General features: G+C 59.7%; 14 protein-coding genes. 4 read left to right on the top strand and 10 right to left on the bottom strand.

Annotation, left to right across the window (positions count from 1 at the left end; all coding sequences use genetic code 11):
• The first annotated feature begins 284 nt into the window (after positions 1–284).
• The gene (locus MFLA_RS13075) at positions 285–611 is read left to right on the top strand and encodes a hypothetical protein (RefSeq protein ID WP_011480783.1); all 327 of its coding nucleotides are present in this window, start codon (positions 285–287) and stop codon (positions 609–611) included.
• On the opposite strand, the gene MFLA_RS13080 is transcribed toward MFLA_RS13075, so the two are convergent.
• From MFLA_RS13080 to MFLA_RS13100, 5 genes are all read right to left on the bottom strand, one after another.
• Positions 608–3,748 carry an efflux RND transporter permease subunit gene (locus tag MFLA_RS13080; protein ID WP_011480784.1) on the bottom strand — a complete coding sequence of 1,047 codons (3,141 nt, stop codon included), beginning with the start codon at positions 3,746–3,748 and terminating at the stop codon, positions 608–610. The two genes, MFLA_RS13075 and MFLA_RS13080, sit on opposite strands and share 4 nt — an antisense overlap.
• A gap of 14 nt (positions 3,749–3,762) precedes the next feature.
• Complete coding sequence (locus MFLA_RS13085) at positions 3,763–4,968, bottom strand: efflux RND transporter periplasmic adaptor subunit (protein ID WP_011480785.1); 1,206 nt, start codon at positions 4,966–4,968, stop codon at positions 3,763–3,765.
• The gene (locus MFLA_RS13090) at positions 4,965–6,281 is read right to left on the bottom strand and encodes a TolC family protein (protein WP_011480786.1); all 1,317 of its coding nucleotides are present in this window, start codon (positions 6,279–6,281) and stop codon (positions 4,965–4,967) included. The genes MFLA_RS13085 and MFLA_RS13090 overlap by 4 nt, the downstream gene beginning before the upstream one ends.
• Before the next feature lie 88 nt (positions 6,282–6,369).
• Complete coding sequence (locus tag MFLA_RS13095) at positions 6,370–6,684, bottom strand: hypothetical protein (protein ID WP_195742014.1); 315 nt, start codon at positions 6,682–6,684, stop codon at positions 6,370–6,372.
• A 101-nt stretch (positions 6,685–6,785) separates the two neighbouring features.
• Positions 6,786–7,673, bottom strand: coding sequence for a LysR family transcriptional regulator (locus MFLA_RS13100; RefSeq protein WP_011480788.1), 888 nt, complete (start codon positions 7,671–7,673; stop codon positions 6,786–6,788).
• Positions 7,674–7,775: 102 nt separating this feature from the next.
• Between MFLA_RS13100 and metE the strand changes: the two genes are divergently transcribed.
• Complete coding sequence (gene metE, locus MFLA_RS13105) at positions 7,776–10,061, top strand: 5-methyltetrahydropteroyltriglutamate--homocysteine S-methyltransferase (protein WP_048812006.1); 2,286 nt, start codon at positions 7,776–7,778, stop codon at positions 10,059–10,061.
• 106 nt (positions 10,062–10,167) lie between these two features.
• Here the strand turns inward: metE and MFLA_RS13110 are convergent, their stop codons facing one another.
• The 3 genes from MFLA_RS13110 to MFLA_RS13120 form a co-directional block, all read right to left on the bottom strand.
• Entirely contained in the window at positions 10,168–11,166 is a 999-nt protein-coding gene (locus MFLA_RS13110) for a catalase family peroxidase (RefSeq protein ID WP_011480790.1), read from the bottom strand.
• A gap of 174 nt (positions 11,167–11,340) precedes the next feature.
• The gene (ycaC, locus tag MFLA_RS13115; protein ID WP_011480791.1) at positions 11,341–11,964 is read right to left on the bottom strand and encodes an isochorismate family cysteine hydrolase YcaC; all 624 of its coding nucleotides are present in this window, start codon (positions 11,962–11,964) and stop codon (positions 11,341–11,343) included.
• Positions 11,965–12,012: 48 nt separating this feature from the next.
• Positions 12,013–12,873 carry a pirin family protein gene (locus tag MFLA_RS13120; protein WP_011480792.1) on the bottom strand — a complete coding sequence of 287 codons (861 nt, stop codon included), beginning with the start codon at positions 12,871–12,873 and terminating at the stop codon, positions 12,013–12,015.
• A 104-nt stretch (positions 12,874–12,977) separates the two neighbouring features.
• On the opposite strand from MFLA_RS13120, the gene MFLA_RS13125 reads away from it, so the two are divergent.
• On the top strand, positions 12,978–13,874 hold the full coding sequence (locus tag MFLA_RS13125) for a LysR family transcriptional regulator (protein ID WP_011480793.1): 897 nt from the start codon (positions 12,978–12,980) through the stop codon (positions 13,872–13,874).
• Positions 13,875–13,924: 50 nt separating this feature from the next.
• Positions 13,925–14,953: a DMT family transporter gene (locus MFLA_RS13130; protein WP_229407065.1), complete on the top strand. Its 1,029-nt coding sequence runs from the start codon at positions 13,925–13,927 to the stop codon at positions 14,951–14,953.
• Between the two features lie 29 nt (positions 14,954–14,982).
• Here the strand turns inward: MFLA_RS13130 and MFLA_RS13135 are convergent, their stop codons facing one another.
• Both MFLA_RS13135 and MFLA_RS13140 read right to left on the bottom strand, forming a co-directional pair.
• A complete protein-coding gene (locus tag MFLA_RS13135) occupies positions 14,983–16,242 on the bottom strand; it encodes an NAD(P)/FAD-dependent oxidoreductase (protein WP_011480795.1) in 1,260 nt (419 codons plus the stop codon).
• A complete protein-coding gene (locus MFLA_RS13140; RefSeq protein WP_011480796.1) occupies positions 16,239–16,631 on the bottom strand; it encodes a c-type cytochrome in 393 nt (130 codons plus the stop codon). Before MFLA_RS13140 ends, MFLA_RS13135 begins: the two co-directional genes overlap by 4 nt.
• Between the last annotated feature and the right edge of the window lie 2 nt (positions 16,632–16,633).

Raw genomic sequence — 16,633 nt, forward strand, 5'->3', positions numbered from 1 at the left:
CAACTGATTGACTTTACACTATTTTTAAGCAATTACTGTGCCGAATGGAGAGGGGGTTCATGTGGAAATATCTCGATCAACCCGGGATTCAATTATGCTTCAATGTGCGCTGATCCCCCGTTGATCGACTTCGAAGTCCTTATCTCTTATCACTACCGAAGGTCCTGTCCTGCACGAAGATACAGACCCAACTGTGATGCCATTCTTCAGCCATTCTGGCACTGTTGCCTTGTTGGCATTATGCGGATAATGGCGGCTAGTACACCCGTGAAAGCAAGAGATCCATGCCCATTCAGGATATCCAGGTCATCAACAAACGCGACCAGCGCATCACCTTGGACAACGGCGCGACATTGAGCATTTCGGTCGAGCAGATATTCAAGGTCAACTTTTACTTGGACGATGCCATTGTCGGCTACCTGCGCTTCGAATCGCTCTCCTCACTGAACAACCTTGAGATACGCCCTGTGTACAAGCTGCGTGAGGAATCGTTCGAGCATCCGGTATTGGCGCCGGAAGCCGATGCCCTGCGCAGCGCGGCCATTGCACTCTTCCAGGCCTATACCAATGGCAAGATCATGATGGGCAAGGAAAACCAGGCGGTGCATTAACCGTGTGTCGCGGGCAGTTTGCGGTATGCCCACTGGTACAACATCGGCAGCACCAGCAATGTCAGTGCGGTGGAGGAGAGTATGCCGCCGATCACCACAGTCGCCAGCGGCCGCTGCACCTCGGCGCCAGTACCGGTGGCAATTGCCATTGGGATGAAGCCTATTGAAGCCACTAATGCGGTCATCAGCACGGGGCGGAGCCGAGTCAATGCGCCTTCATGCACCGCCTGACCTAGCGGTTTCCCCTGTTCGCGCAGATCGCGTATAAAGGAGATCATCATCAGGCCGTTCAGCACCGCCACGCCAGATAAGGCGATGAAGCCCACGCCTGCGGAGATCGACAACGGAATGCCGCGCAGCCAGAGCGCAATGATGCCACCGGTCAATGCAAATGGAATCCCCGTGAATACCAGCAGGCCGTCCTTGAAGTTGTTGAACATCATGAACAGCAAGGTAAACACCAGCAGCAGGGCCACCGGCACCACCACCTGCAGGCGCTTTCTGGCTGATTGCAGGTTCTCGAACTGGCCGCCCCATGTCGTCCAGTAGCCACTTGGCACCTGCACCTGGCGTTGCATGGCTTCCTCAGCTGCCGCAATGAATGAGCCCATATCCCGTCCGCGGACATTGGCGCTGACGACAACGCGCCGCTTGCCGTTCTCCCGGCTGATCTGGTTCGGGCCTTCCAGAAGGTCCAGGGTAGCCACTTCCCCCAATGGGATATAGCTTGCCTGCGATTGATGGGCAGTGCTTGGCAACGGGATCGGCAATTGCCCCAGCACGGCAAGATCGCTCCTCATCTCGTCTGTCAGGCGTACCACGATGTCGAAACGACGGTCTCCCTGGAACAAGGTGCCGGCATTGCGTCCGCCAACGGCAATGCTGACCGCCTCCTGCACATCGGCCACATCAAGGCCATAGCGTGCGGCTTTTTCCCGATTGATGTTGACATTGAGGACCGGCAGGCCCGTGGTTTGCTCCACCTTGACCTCCGCCGCGCCGGGAATGGTCTGCAGCACTGCCGCAATGCGGTTGCCGGTGGCATTGAGCACCTCCATGTCATCGCCAAACACCTTGACTGCAACATCGCTGCGCACGCCGGAAATCAGCTCGTTGAAGCGCAGCTGGATCGGCTGCGAGAATTCGTAGCTGTTGCCCGGCAATGTCGCTACCGCTTGCTGAATAGCATGCAGCAGCGCTGCCCGGCTTTTGTGAGGATCCGGCCATTGCGCCATGGGCTTGAGCATAACGGTACCATCGGAAACATTTGGCGGCATCGGGTCAGAAGCAATTTCAGCGGTACCCGTACGCGAGAATACACGCTCGATTTCCGGGAATTGCGCTTTCAACGTGCGCTCAATGTCCTGCTGCATCGCCACGGATTGCGTCAGGCTGGTACCGGGGATGCGCACTGCCTGCACCACCAGGTCGCCTTCATCCAGGCTGGGGATAAACTCACTGCCAATGCGCGTTGCCAGCAGGCCGCTCAGGAAAACCACCGCGATGGCAAATACCACCACGACCCGCCTGCTCTGCATCACCCAGGTCAGCAAACGCGCATAGTGTTGCCTGGCGTGACGCATCAGCACATTCTCCTGTTCAGCCACCGGGCCGGTGACACACAATGCCACCGCCGCCGGGACGAATGTGAGCGACAGTATCATGGCCCCTGCCAAGGCGATCACCACGGTATAGGCCATGGGATGGAACATCTTGCCCTCCACACCCGTCAGCGCAAATACCGGCAGGTACACCATCATGATGATGAGCTGGCCAAACACCAGTGGCCTGCGAGCCTCCTGCGCGGCAGCAAACACTGTGGCAAAACGCTCTTCGCGCGTGAGCGGATGGCCTTGTTGCTTCTGTGCATGGGCCAGGCGACGCATGCAATTCTCGACAATCACCACCGCCCCATCAATGATGATGCCGAAATCCAGGGCGCCCAGGCTCATGAGGTTGGCACTGACCTTGTTGGCAACCATGCCGCTGAACGTAAACAGCATCGCCAGCGGAATCACCAGGGCAGTAATCATCGCTGCGCGGATATTGCCGAGGAAGAGGAGCAACACGACAATCACCAGCGCCGCGCCTTCCAGCAGATTGTTTCTGACGGTCTTGATGGCCTTTTCCACCAGCACGGTGCGGTCATAGACCGGAATCGCCACCACGCCCGGCGGCAAGGTCTTGTTGATATCCCCAAGCCGCTCAGCCACCGCCTGTGCCACGGCACGGCTGTTCTCGCCCATCAGCATGAACACCGTGCCGAGCACGACCTCGCGGCCATTCTCCGTTGCAGCACCGGTGCGCAGCTCACGGCCCATGCCCACGTCCCCCACATCCCGGATACGAATAGGTACGCCGCCGACATTGCTGACGATGATGTTCTGGATGTCTTCTATGGTCGCAACCTGTCCGGGTATGCGTACCAGGTATTGCTCCCCGTGTTTCTCGATGTAACCTGCTCCCACATTGGCATTATTGCGTTCCAGCGCCTTGACTATATCCCCCAGGCTCAGGCCATAGGATGACAGGCGGGCCGGATGGGGTGCGACCTGGTATTCCCTGGCAAACCCACCAATGGTATTGATCTCGGCCACTCCGGGCACAGTGCGCAGTTGCGGCTTGATGATCCAATCCTGGATGTCGCGCAGGTCGGCGGGCGTATAGGGACTGCCATCCGGTCTCACAGCGCCCTCCTCGCTCTCCACCGTCCACTGGTAGATTTCTCCTAGCCCGGTGGAAATCGGCCCCAGCTGCGGCGAGATGCCTGCAGGCAAGATATCCCTGGCGATTTGCAACCGTTCATTGACCAGTTGCCGCGCGAAGTAGATATCGGTGCCATCCTCGAATACCACTGTCACCTGGGACAAGCCATAGCGTGAGATCGAACGCACCTGCTTGAGATGCGGCAAACCGGCCATGGCGGTCTCGATGGGATAGGTAGCACGTTGCTCGGTTTCCAGCGGCGAATAACCCGGCGCAACGGTATTGATCTGCACCTGCACATTGGTAATGTCCGGCACCGCATCGATAGGCAGTTGCTGGTAATTGAAAATCCCAAACGCGACCATGGCCAATACACCGACCAGGACCAGCCAGCGGTAGTCAATCGCGGCGCGCAGTATGCGTTCAATCATGCTGTGTCTCCTGATCAATGCGCATGGTCGGCCATGGCCTTGCCGAGCTCGGACTTGAGCACAAAGCTGCCATCTAACACATAAGCCGTGCCGACATCCAGTCCGCTCACGATCTCGACCAGCTTGCCATCTGTACGCCCGGTTTCCACAGGCGTCGCCCTGAAGCCATCGCCATGCCTCACGAACACCACTTGGCTGCCTTCCAGTGTCTGCACGGCTTGCGCACCGACGGCCAACGGCACCTCGGCTTCCCCGGCAACAATCGCCACGTTGACGAACAAGCCCGGACGCCAGGCACGCGCTGGGTTGGGCAAGGTCACACGTGCTGTTGCCGTGCGCGTCTGCTCGCCAAGCAATGAGCCGACATAAGCTACCACGCCTTGCGCCTGCGATTCGAATGCCGCCGCCCGCACGGTCACAGTGCTGCCGACCTTGACCGTATCCAGATCCTTGGCAGAAACGATAATTTCAGCCCATACCGAAGAAAGATCGGCCAGCGTCATGACATTGGTGTTGGCCTGTACGGATTCGCCGAGCGCAAGATGGCGCTCGACAATCATGCCATCGAAGGGCGCACGCAACTCGTACCGGTTCAAGTTGCCACCGCCATCGCCCGCACCAATCGCCCGTAGCTTCTGCGATGCGTTCTGCACAGTGATCTCAGCCTCCTGCAAGGCTTGTAGCGCTTGCAGATAATCCTGCTCCGCTGAAATCCTGTCCTCCCACAGCTCCTTTTCCCGTTCGTAAACCTTGCGGGCCAACGCCAGGCGCTTTTGCGCGGCCATGGCATTGCTGCGCAATTCTGAAATGCCGGGGCTTGCAAGCGTAGCCAGTACCTGGCCCTTCTTCACCTGTTGCCCCAGGTCAACGGCTACCGATTCCACAATGCCATCCACGCGCGGCACGATATGCGCCGTACGGTCTTCGTTGAAGCGAATCTCACCTGGCAAGGTCAAGGTGGTGAGAATGCGTGCAGGCCCTGCCTGCGCGATCACCAGGCCAGCCGCACTTATCTGGGCTGAGCTCAGTTGCACGATGGCACCATCCTCATGCTCGCCGCCGCGCTCCTCCGCTTGGCGGCCATGAGAATTTGCTGCCTGGACACGGTGCTCGGCACCATCGTTCTCACGCGCCCGATCGGTATCCGCCACCATGCGCCAGGCCAGCAATGCTGTCACGATGATGATGGCAAATAGGATGATGTTCTGTTTGTGGTTCATTCTGATGGTCCTTGATGACTGCCGTGTTGCGCGGCAAATAACGATGCGCCTTGCGGGCCTAGAATCGCCTCCACTTCCGCCACCGCGCGCTGCACTTCGCCCAAAGCGCGGACATATTGCCCTCGCGCGAGGAACAAGGTGCGCTGCGCATCCAGCACATCGAGAAAATCGAACTTGCCAAGTTCGAACCCGCGCGTTGTGGCATCGAGCGCGCTTTGAGCGCCAGGCAGGATATCGCCACGGATCACCGATACTTCCTGGATGGCAGCTGCCAGGCGCTGGTGGGCCTGCGAGAGATCGGTACGCAAGCGTACCTGGGTGGAAAGCCGCTCATCGCGCGCCTTGTCGACGCGCAGCTTGGCTTCGAGGATATTGCCCTGGTTGCGATCAAAGAGGGGAATGGCAAGGGCGACGCCGACCACGCTCACTGTCTCGCTGGAGGATTCACGGCGCTGCACGCCGCCGCGCACCACCAGGTCCGGGTAGCGGCGGGCCTGCTCCACCTTGAGCATCGCTTCACGCCGGCTGACCTCCTGCTCGGCGCGTACCGCCTCAGGTGCATGGGACGCTAGCTCGTCCAGATACGCCAGGTCGGGCAATTCCGGCAGGATCTCCAACTCGCCTATCGCCTCGGTGAAGCGCGGCGCGGCATTGCCCCACAATGCAGCAAGGCGTCGCCTGGCATTGATCAGCTCGGCATTAGCCTGCGTCAATTCGATGCGGGCCCCGGAAGCAGCCACGCGCGCGCGCGTCTCCTCCACCGGCGATACCTTGCCTGCCGTCACGCGGCGCGCGGCAACATCCAGGCCGCGATTCGCCAATGCCAATGAGCTCTGCGCTAGACGATAGCGTTCCTGCGCCGCCAGCACTTCGTAAAAGCGTTGCACAACATCCGCATGGATTTGCGCAAAGCGTATCTGCAAATCGGCATTTGCCAAGTCACGCGCACGTTCTGCACTCTCGATGCGGGCGCCGCGCTTGCCACCGAGTTCGAACGGCTGTCCGAGCCAATAGGTCGTTTGCCGGGTAGGCGCGCGCGTATCCTCCATTTCCACGGAAAACTCCGGGTTGCGGAACAGGGCAGCCTGCATCCGGCTCGCAGTGACCGCCTCCAGCTCACGCTGGGCAATCGCCACCTCGGGATTGGCCGCGACAGCCAATTGCAATGCCTGCTCAAGTGTCAGACTTTCCGTATGCTCATGTTGGGTTGCCACTGCCACTGGCAGCACACCTTCGCGCTGCCAGTTTTCCGCCCCAGCCACAGATACATGTAATATGGCCGCCAGACACAACGGCCAGATGAAACACCTCATCGCACTCTCTCCAGAAAAATGGAAAACGAATCCGGCGAGTGAGAGGCTGTTTAACTAGAAAAAGCTGGAAGCAGGCACCACTCGCCGTTCAGGCAGCGTGATGCCAGTTGGGGCGCTCTGGGCGCGCCTGGGGAGAGTCCGGCACCTGGGACAAGGTGCGCGATAACACATGCTGATCGGCAGGAAAGAAGACCGACATCAGATTGATGCTTGGCAACCACTGGGGCGAGGCCTGCTGATGATACCCACAATCATTGTCGCCCGCTGCAGGCGAGAAATCAGGCAGCGCATCATGATGCTCATGATCGTGGTGACCGAAGTGCTGCGCGTCAGCGCCAAGCTCGTGCCCGCAGTAAGCCCCTGCCATCGCCCAGGACATCTGGAGCGGCAGAATCAACAGCATGGTTATCAGGACGATACAGCGGAGCATGGTGCGATTATAAAGCGCGCTTTCCATCAGGCACAACTTTTCCACGGCCCTACAGACATGGATTTGGCTGCAGCTCACTGCGCTTGCCGCTGCGCCAGCTCGACGAAGGCCTTGATATAGTCGATATGCATCTCGCCCTCGCGGATGCCGAGGAAAATCTGCTTGGCGATGCCGTTCTTGCCCAGGCGCAGCGGCGTCACGTCGAACTTGTCCTGGTATTCATTGACCAGCCAGCGCGGCAACGCCGCCACCCCGCGCCCGCTCGCTACCATCTGCAGCATGATGTCGGTCGTTTCGATCGGCTTGTGGCGCTTGGGGCTGATGCCCGCTGGCATCATGAACTGGGTATAGATATCCAGCCTGTCGACCTCCACCGGATAGGTGATCAAGGTTTCCTCCGCCAATTGTTCCGGCAGCACAGACGTGGCGTTACGCAACCGGTGCCCCGGCCCCACCACCAGCACCTGCTCGTAATCAAACACGGGCTGGAAATGCAGGCCGGGCTTGTACAGCGGATCCGGCGTCACCAGCATATCGATCTCGTAACCGAACAGTGCACCGATGCCGCCGAACTGGAATTTCTGCCTCACATCCACGTCCACGTCCGGCCAAGCCGCCAGGTAGGGCGCCACCACCTTGAGTAGCCATTGATAGCAGGGGTGGCATTCCATGCCGATGCGCAAGGTGCCGCGCTCGCCTTGGGCGAACTGGCGCAGGCGCTCTTCCGCCAAGGACAGTTGTGGCAACACGCGGTTGGCTACGGCCAGCAGGTATTGCCCGGCCTGCGTCAAGCGCAGGCTGCGCCCCTCGCGCAACCATATCTGCGTGCCAAGCTGCTGCTCCAGCTTTTTCATGCTGTGGCTCAACGCGGATTGCGTCAGGTGCAATCGATTGGCGGCTGCGGTCAGCGAACCTTGCCGCTCGACTTCCCGAATGATGGTGAGATGGATCCTATCCAGCATAATGATGAATTTAATTCATGGAATATTGAAATAATACCATTTTTAATCATGAATACACTGCGCTACCATGCTGCCATCTTAATCCTGATGAGAATAATGCATATGGCGACCACTCATAACCTTGGCTTTCCGCGTATTGGCGCCAGGCGCGAATTGAAGTTCGCACTGGAATCTTACTGGAAAGGCGAATCCTCCCGTGACGCGCTAAAGGCGCTGGGTGCCACGTTGCGCCAGCGCCATTGGGAAATTCAGTCTGATCTGGATTGCGTGCCTGTAGGCGATTTCTCGTTCTATGACCAAGTGCTCGACATGAGTTTCATCCTGGGCAATCTGCCGGAGCGCTTCCGGGATTTCCGCGGCGACCCGCTGGACAATTATTTCCGCGTCGCGCGAGGCCGCTCCGCCCAATCCGCCGAGGAATATGCCGCTTGCTGCGCTGGCGTCGCGGCAGGCGAAATGACCAAGTGGTTCGATACCAACTACCATTACATCGTGCCGGAATTCGATGCCCATACCGCATTCACGCTGGATGCCGCCCAGCTGCTGGCGCAAGTAGCCGAAGCCAAGGCGCAAGGCGTCAATGCCAAGCCGGTCATCATCGGCCCGGTCACCTACCTGGCGATCGGCAAGGCCAAGGACAATACCGACAAGCTCGACCTGTTGAGCAGGCTACTGCCCGTCTATGCGGAATTGCTGCAAGCACTTGCGGCACAAGGCGTGGAATGGGTTCAGGTCGACGAGCCCATCCTCGTCACCGAGCTCGACGACGCCTGGCAGGAGGCTGTCGAGACTGCCTACAACTATTTCAAGCGCGTCAATGTCAAGCTGCTGCTGGCGACCTATTTCGGCCAATTGCGGGAAAACCGCGCACTACTGGCCAGCCTGCCGGTTGCCGGCGTGCATGTCGACGCGATCAACGGCCGTGACGATGTCGCCCCGCTGCTGAAACTGCTTTCCGCGGACAAGGTATTGTCCCTGGGCGTGATCAACGGCCGCAACATCTGGAAGACCGACCTCAATGCCGTGCTGGACTGGATCGAGCCATTGGCGCAGCAACTGGGCGAGCGCCTGTGGATTGCGCCTTCGTGCTCGCTGCTGCACGTACCAGTGGATCTCGAGAGCGAACAGCGCCTGGATGCGGAGGTGAAATCCTGGCTGGCGTTTGCAGTGCAAAAACTGGATGAGCTCAAGCTGCTGGCGGCAGCCCTGCGCAATGGTCGTGACTCGGTCAAGGCGGCGTTGGATGCCAACCAGGCCGCCATCGACGCGCGGCGCCACTCAAAGCGCGTGCACAACCCTGCAGTCAAGGCCGCCCTCGGAGAGCTGGATGCCAAGCTCGGGCAGCGCAAGAGCCCTTATGCCCAGCGTGCGGCCAGGCAGGCCGCATCTCTCAAGCTGCCCTTGTACCCGACTACTACCATCGGCTCCTTCCCGCAAACCGCCGACATCCGCCATGCCCGTAGCGCATTCAAGGCTGGTCGCCTGGACGAGGTGGACTACAAGGCGGCGATGCGAAAGGAGATCGAACGCAGCGTGCACGAGCAGGAAAAGCTGGGTCTGGACGTGCTCGTGCACGGCGAAGCCGAGCGCAACGACATGGTGGAGTACTTCGGCGAGCAATTGGAAGGCTATGCGTTCAGCCAGTTTGGCTGGGTACAGTCCTACGGTTCGCGCTGCGTGAAGCCGCCCATCCTGTTCGGCGACATCAGCCGCCCGCAGCCAATGACCGTGGAATGGATCAAGTATGCGCAATCGCTGACCAGCAAGCCGATGAAGGGCATGCTCACCGGCCCGGTGACCATGCTCAACTGGTCCTTCGTGCGCGATGATCAGCCGCGCTCCGTCAGCTGCTACCAGCTGGCGCTGGCCATCCGCGCGGAAGTGCTGGACCTGGAAAAAGCCGGCATCCACGTGATCCAGATCGACGAAGCCGCATTGCGCGAGGGACTGCCGCTGCGCAAATCCCAGTGGAAGGAATACCTCGGCTGGGCGGTGGAATCGTTCCGCATCACGGCCAACGGCGTGGAAGACGACACCCAGATCCATACCCATATGTGCTATTCCGAGTTCAACGACATCATTGCCTCGATCGCGGACATGGATGCCGACGTCATCACCATCGAGACTTCGCGCTCGGACATGGAGCTGCTGGATGCGTTCGACGATTTCAAGTATCCAAACCAGATCGGGCCCGGCGTCTACGACATCCACTCGCCCAATATCCCGACGCTGGAGCATATCGTGCAACTGATGGAAAAGGCGGCCGAGCGCATTCCCGCCGAGCGCCTGTGGGTGAATCCCGACTGCGGCTTGAAGACCCGCCAATGGGCCGAGGTCATCCCCGCGCTCACCAATATGGTGGCGGCAGCGAAAACCTTGCGCGCCTGAAGGCCCTAGCCTCTTAGCGCCTGTTCACGAGACAGCAGGAGAACGCAACTAAAACTGGAGCGGGGTTCACTTCACGAACCCCGGTCCAGTTTTTTCACATCGTCAATCAATGTGACTGCAAGCGGCGGTTGAAGCTGATGCTGTAGGTCACAGGGCGGGCATGCAGGATAGGGTCGTCGCTAGCCTCAATGCCGTCCACCAGGTTGAGCGGGCTGAACATCATGGTTTTCTCGAATGCCGCACCATCGGTGCGGAAACGGTCGATCGTCAACGTGCCCAGTTCCACGATCTGGCGGCTGTCCGGCCAAACCGACGTGGCATCGTTCACCTCGTCGCCGGGATCGGCCAGCTGCACGGAGATGCGGTAGCTGTACGCCGCCTGTTGCAGGCGACCGGGCAGTTCGTGCATCAGGTAGTCCGCATCCACTGCCTTGGCAGCGTCGGCATTCAGGAATTTAGCGCCACCGACTGGCTCGATGCGATAGCGCCCGTAGCGCGTTTCTCCCTGGGCGTTGGTAAACTTGAACGCGTTCACGCCGAAGAAAGGCTGGGTGGCGAAGCTTTCAGGCACTGGCTTGGGTGTCATCACGAACCTGAGCGCAGCGGGATGCTGGCCGAGAAAAGCCTCGATCGGCTTGGGCTGCGCCTGGCTATCGCGCGAAGCCGCGACGGCCTGCAGCAAGCCCAGGAACTCTTCCGGGGTAACCGCAGGAAAGCCGTTGACCGAGATGCATACCAGGTCCGCACTGGCCTCGTCCGCCAGCTGGAAGCGAATGGCGATTCCCTTGGGAAAGGCGCTGCCGTCGTTATCCGCGCTATTGGGCACGCCAGTGGCGTTGGAATAACGCACCACGACCGGGTGCGGCGCGGTGAATATCTCGGCCTTGGTCACCTCCGCAGCACTGGCCGCAGGGGTGAAATGGCCTTCCACGACGATGCCCTTGGCATGGTTGGAGCGAAACCCGGGATGCGGCCCCCCGGCAAGCTCGGTCAGGGTGTCCACCAATTGTTCCGCCACCGGCTTGGCGGGCGTCTCGGCAAATACGGTCGGCAACATATTGAAAAGCAGCGTTATGAACAGCATGGATCGGACGACAGGTTGCATGATGAAAGCTCCTGATTACGTAAAAAAGCTGGGCTGCAGATTGGTTGGGCTAATTCGACTAGCCTAATATCAATCAACCGCTTATGCAAACTGTCCAGCATGAGCCGGTGGCAGCCGCTACGGCCCTGATCCCCGGCGCCATACCCGGCAGCCGGGGAACCATTTCGTTTCCGCCTATTTGGTTGTCAAGGTATCGTAGGCAGTGATCAGGTTGCGGTAATCGGGAATGTGGTTGGAAAACAGCGCACCCAGGCCTTCGATGTCGCGGCGCCAGTCGCGATGCAGCTCGCAGGCCGCGCCGAACCAGGTCATCAATTGCGCGCCTGCCGCCACCATGCGCTCCCAGGCAGCATCGCGCGTCATGGCGTTGAAGGTGCCGGATGCGTCGGTGATCACGAAGACTTCATAGCCTTCCTCCAGGGCCGACAGGGCAGGAAACGCCACGCACACTTCCGTCACCACGCCAGCGATGATCAATTGCTTCTTGCCCGTCGCCTTGACCGCCTTGACGAAATCCTCGTTATCCCAGGCATTGATCTGGCCCGGACGCGCGATATACGGCGCATCCGGGAACAGCGCCTTCAACTCCGGCACCAGTGGGCCGTTGGGACCAGTCTCGAAACTGGTGGTGAGGATGGTAGGCAAATTGAAATACTTGGCCGCATCCGCCAGTGCCAGCACATTGTTCTTGAACTTGTCCGGATCAATGTCGCGCACCAGGGACAATAATCCGGCCTGGTGATCCACCAGCAATACGGCAGCGTGATCGCGGTCCAGGCGTACATAGGGCTTAGTCATGGGTTTCTCCTTGTCATGGATGATGTTGATGTTTCAGGCTTCTCAAACTTATGTAGTCACAAAACGGCCATTGTTGTAGTCAGCAATCGCCTGGTCGATTTCCTCCCAGGAATTCATGACGAAGGGGCCATGGCCGACCACCGGTTCATTCAGTGGCGCCCCGTTCAACAGCAGCAAGACCGTGTCCTGCCGCGCTTCCAATACCAGCTCGCTGCCTTCGCGCTGCATCACGGCAAGCTCGGTAGGACGAATGGTATGTACATCCCCTATGCCTACCGCTCCATTCAGCACGAAGATGGCAGTGGTATACCCCTCGGGCAAAATGAATTTTGTCGTGGCGCCGGCATTGAGGCGAACGTCCCATACATTCATCGGGCTGAAGGTGCTGGCCGGACCTGTTCGTCCGTCAAATTCACCCGCGATCACGCGCACCTTGCCCGCCTGGGCAGGTAAATCCACTTCGGGAACCTGTGCGCTGCTAATGCCCTGATAGCCAGGTTTGGTCATTTTGTCCTTGGCAGGCAGATTGACCCATAACTGGATCATCTCGAACGCGCCGCCAGTCCGGGCATAATCGTCACCGTGGTATTCCTCGTGCACGATGCCGGAACCAGCCGTCATCCATTGCACGTCGCCCGGGCCGATGGTGCCGCCAGCATCAGTGGAGTCATGGTGCGAAACCTGGCCTGCGTAGACGATGGTGACCGTCTCGAATCCGCGGTGCGGATGCTGCCCGACGCCGCGGCGCTTGTCGGTCGGATCGAAATGCGCCGGGCCGGCGTAATCCATGAGCAGGAACGGGGACATTTCCTCATGGATGTCGCGGTAGGAAAAGATGTTCTGCACGGGAAAACCATCGCCAACCCAGTGGCGGCCATTGCTTCGCTTGATGAATGCCAGCTTCTTCATGCTATTTCTCCTGAAGTGAATGTCGATGGGTCCACTATAAAGAGAAGACTTTTATGGCACTAGATGGTTAAATATGAAATTACTTTTCAATATATGGAACAATTGTGGATTTCAACGAGGCTGCCGTATTCGTCAAGGTAGTGCAGGCCGGCAGTTTCAGTGCCGCAGCACGGCAATTGCAGCTACCGACTTCCACGGTAAGCACACGCGTCGCGCGACTGGAGCAACGGCTGGGCGTGACGCTGCTGCAACGTACAACCCGCCGCCTCAACCTGACGGAGGCCGGCAGGGCCTATTTCGCTCATGCGTCGATTGGCCTGGGATATCTACTTGAGGCGGAGGCAGCGCTGGACGCGGCCCGGCAGAAGCCACAAGGCAGGTTGAGAGTCACCGCGCCTGCAGACCTGGGGGACAGCTTGCTGGCCGGTCTCGTGCAACGGCTGCAACAGCAGCACCCCGCGCTGGAGGTGGAGCTGATATTGACCGATCGTTACATGGACCTGGTCGCGGAAGGCATCGACGCCGCGATTCGCACCGGGGAGCTCCGCGACTCCTCCCTGATCGCCAAACCGCTGGGCATGGCACGCTGGGCCATGTTCGCCAGCCGCGCATACCTTGCTTCCTCGCCACGGCTACAGCAACCCCAAGACCTCAACCAGCACCGCTGCCTGCAATTCAGCCCCATGGGTCGCGATGGCTGGACACTCAGGCGTGGGGAAGACATCATGACCATCCCGCTCACGGGCAGCACCATGGCCAACAGCATCGGCATCGTACGCAACATGGCACTGAACGGACAAGGCGTTGCATTGCTGCCTACCTATATCTGCAAGACCGAACTGGCCATCGGCAGCCTTGAACGCGTATTGCCGCAATGGCAGGCACAGGCAGACCCCGTGCACCTGGTTTACCCACGCCAGCGCTTCATGCCGCCCAAGCTTCTTGCCTTGATCGATATGGCACAGGCTGAGCTGCGACCCTGGTTCAGTGATCCCGCATAACCCGCCAGCACTGCTTCGCCAGCCGGACAAAAACACCTGCACTGCATCACATGTCCGCATCGTCGCGGGATGCGGACGCATGGGGCGGCATGGTGTCTGACGATCAGCCGATGACACGCTTGCTCGGCAAGTCCTGCAGCATCGTTCATCACAAGCTCGCTTATACTATGCGTCTCATGCAAAAACCTGCCGTATCACCGTTCACGCTTTACCTGATCCTGATCTTGCCACCATTGTTCTGGGCGGGGAATTTCGTTGTGGGACGCGCAGTGCACACGGATATCCCGCCGTTCACCCTGTCACTGGGCCGCTGGGTGATCGCCCTGCTCTGCATATTGCCGTTTGCCTGGCCCACCATGCGCCGCGACCTGCCGCTGTACTGGCAATACCGCTGGCGCCTGCTGGCGGTTTCCGTGGTGGGCGTCGCTGCGTTCAACACCTTGGTCTATAGTGGCCTGCACCACACCACTGCCACCAACGGTATTTTGCTGAACTCATGCATCCCGATCCTGATCCTGTTGTTTGGCGCCATGTTCTACCGCCTGCGCCTGCACTCTTTGCAGCTTCTGGGCCTGGCACTGTCATTTTTCGGCGTGTTGACCATCATTCTGCACGGCGAATGGGAACGCCTGCTCAGCCTGGCGTTCTCCAGCGGCGACCTGGTGATTTTCACGGCCATGATCTGTTGGGCGCTTTATACGCTCTGGTTGCGCGACCTGCCCGCGAGCATCCACCGCCTGGGCTTGATGGGCGCGCAAATCATGGTGGCGGTCATTGTCCTGCTGCCGCTCTTCATATGGGAACAGGCGCATGGACAACATGCCCGGTGGGGCCAGGAAACCTGGCTGGCGCTGGCGTATGTCGGCATCTTTCCGTCGGTCATCGCCTATACCCTGTACACGATAGGCGTGGAGAAAGCTGGCGCCGCCAGGGCGGGACTCTTCATCCACCTCATGCCGGTATTCGGCAGCCTGCTGTCCGTGATATTCCTGGGCGAGCATTTGCACCTGTTCCATGCCATCGGCATCGCCGCCATTCTGGGCGGGCTGGCGCTATCGAATCGTCACCAGCACCCGTGAAGCCTAGGAAAGAAACGCAGTGGGAATATTCACCCCAGCACGTCGTGCCAGATGTTCACGGCCCAGGCGCGTGCCTCACGCGCTTCCTCCACCGACCTTGCATGTGACACGCCGCCCCCCGGCGCCGGCTTCATTTCCCCGCTGTTCGCGTCATAGCGATAGACATTGGCCACGTGCATGGCCTCTTCTGCGCTGACATAGCTATAGCAGGTATTGGCAAACACCGGCGTGGGATCGGGTTCCTCACCGGCCAGGAGGGCAATGATCGCGCTGGCGCAGACCTTGGCTTCGGAAGTCGCGATATGCGCCGATTTCGGCAGGCCGGAATCCAGCGCGTCGCCAAGGATGTGCACATGACGCGCCTTCCGCGATTCGTAGGTGACGTAATCGACATCACACCAGCGCCCATCCGCATTGCCGAAGCCGTTGTCCAAGGCCAGCCGGCCCGCGGTCTGCGGCGGGATCAGGTTCAGCACGTCGAACTTGATCCGCTCAAAAGTGGTGTCAAGTGTACCTTTGCCCGGGTCTATGTCTTTCAATTCGCTTGAGGCGTGATATTCGACCAGCCCCGGATAAAGTTCGGACCAGGCTTTCTCGAACAGCGCGCGTTTGGAAGTGATGGCGGGATTGGCGTCCAGCACCAGCACCTTGGAGCGCGGCTTGTGCCGCTGCAGGTAATAGGCCGCCTGGCATGCCCGTTCATAAGGGCCTGGCGGGCAACGATAAGGCAGTGCCGGCACGGTGATCACGAACACACCGCCGTCGGGCATGGCCTGCAATTGCTGCCGCAGGGCAACCGTTTGCTGGCCCGCCTTCCAGGCATGCAGGAAACGCGACTGCAAATCCATGCCCGCCAGGGCGTTGAGGTGGCTGTAGTCGAAACTGACCCCCGGCGCCAGCACCAGCCTGTCATAGGCGATATGACTGCCGTCGTCCAACCGGATGCTACGCCTGTGCGCATCGACGCCAGTAACGCTGGCCTGCCGCATCTGGACGCCGTGGTGCTGCACCAATTGATCGTAAGAATGGGAAATTTCCTGCATCTGCCTGCTGCCGCCCAACACCAGGTTGCTCGCGGGGCAGGAGACGAAGGTCTGGGCCGGCTCGATCAGGATGACCTCGATACCGCCTTGGCTCCACACGCGCAGATACTTCGCCACAGTGGCGCCGGCAAACCCGGCACCCACCACCACCACACGCGGCGCGCCTGCCGCTGAGGCAAAACTGCGCCAGGAAGCAGGAAGCAGCAGGCCGGCCAATGCCAGCTTGTTGAAGCTGCGACGCTTCATTGCGTCCCCGCCTGTTGCCGGTATTCACGACAAGTCGCTGTCTCGGGAGCGGTGCAGGCAAAATAGCCGGCCAAGCCGACAATTTCTTCCCATTCCAATCCCTTGGCATGCTGGTTCATCACGCTGCCGTCATCCTGCATATCGCGGTATTGCCGCATCTTGTCGAGGAAACGCCCGGCAGGCATGCCGGCCAGACTGGGAATCTCGCCACGGCTCTTACCCTCATACCCATGGCACGCCGCGCAGGAAGCCGCCAGTGTGCGGATATGATGGCTGGCCGGACCAGCCGATGTCGCCACCGGCATGAGATAGCCCATTCCCAACAGGCCGATCAGGAAAAGCCGCATCAGGATGCCGCTATGACCAAGCAGAAATGGATTGCATGGCATCG

This window comes from Methylobacillus flagellatus KT (assembly GCF_000013705.1).
In the GTDB taxonomy this organism is placed as follows: Bacteria; Pseudomonadota; Gammaproteobacteria; order Burkholderiales; family Methylophilaceae; genus Methylobacillus; species Methylobacillus flagellatus.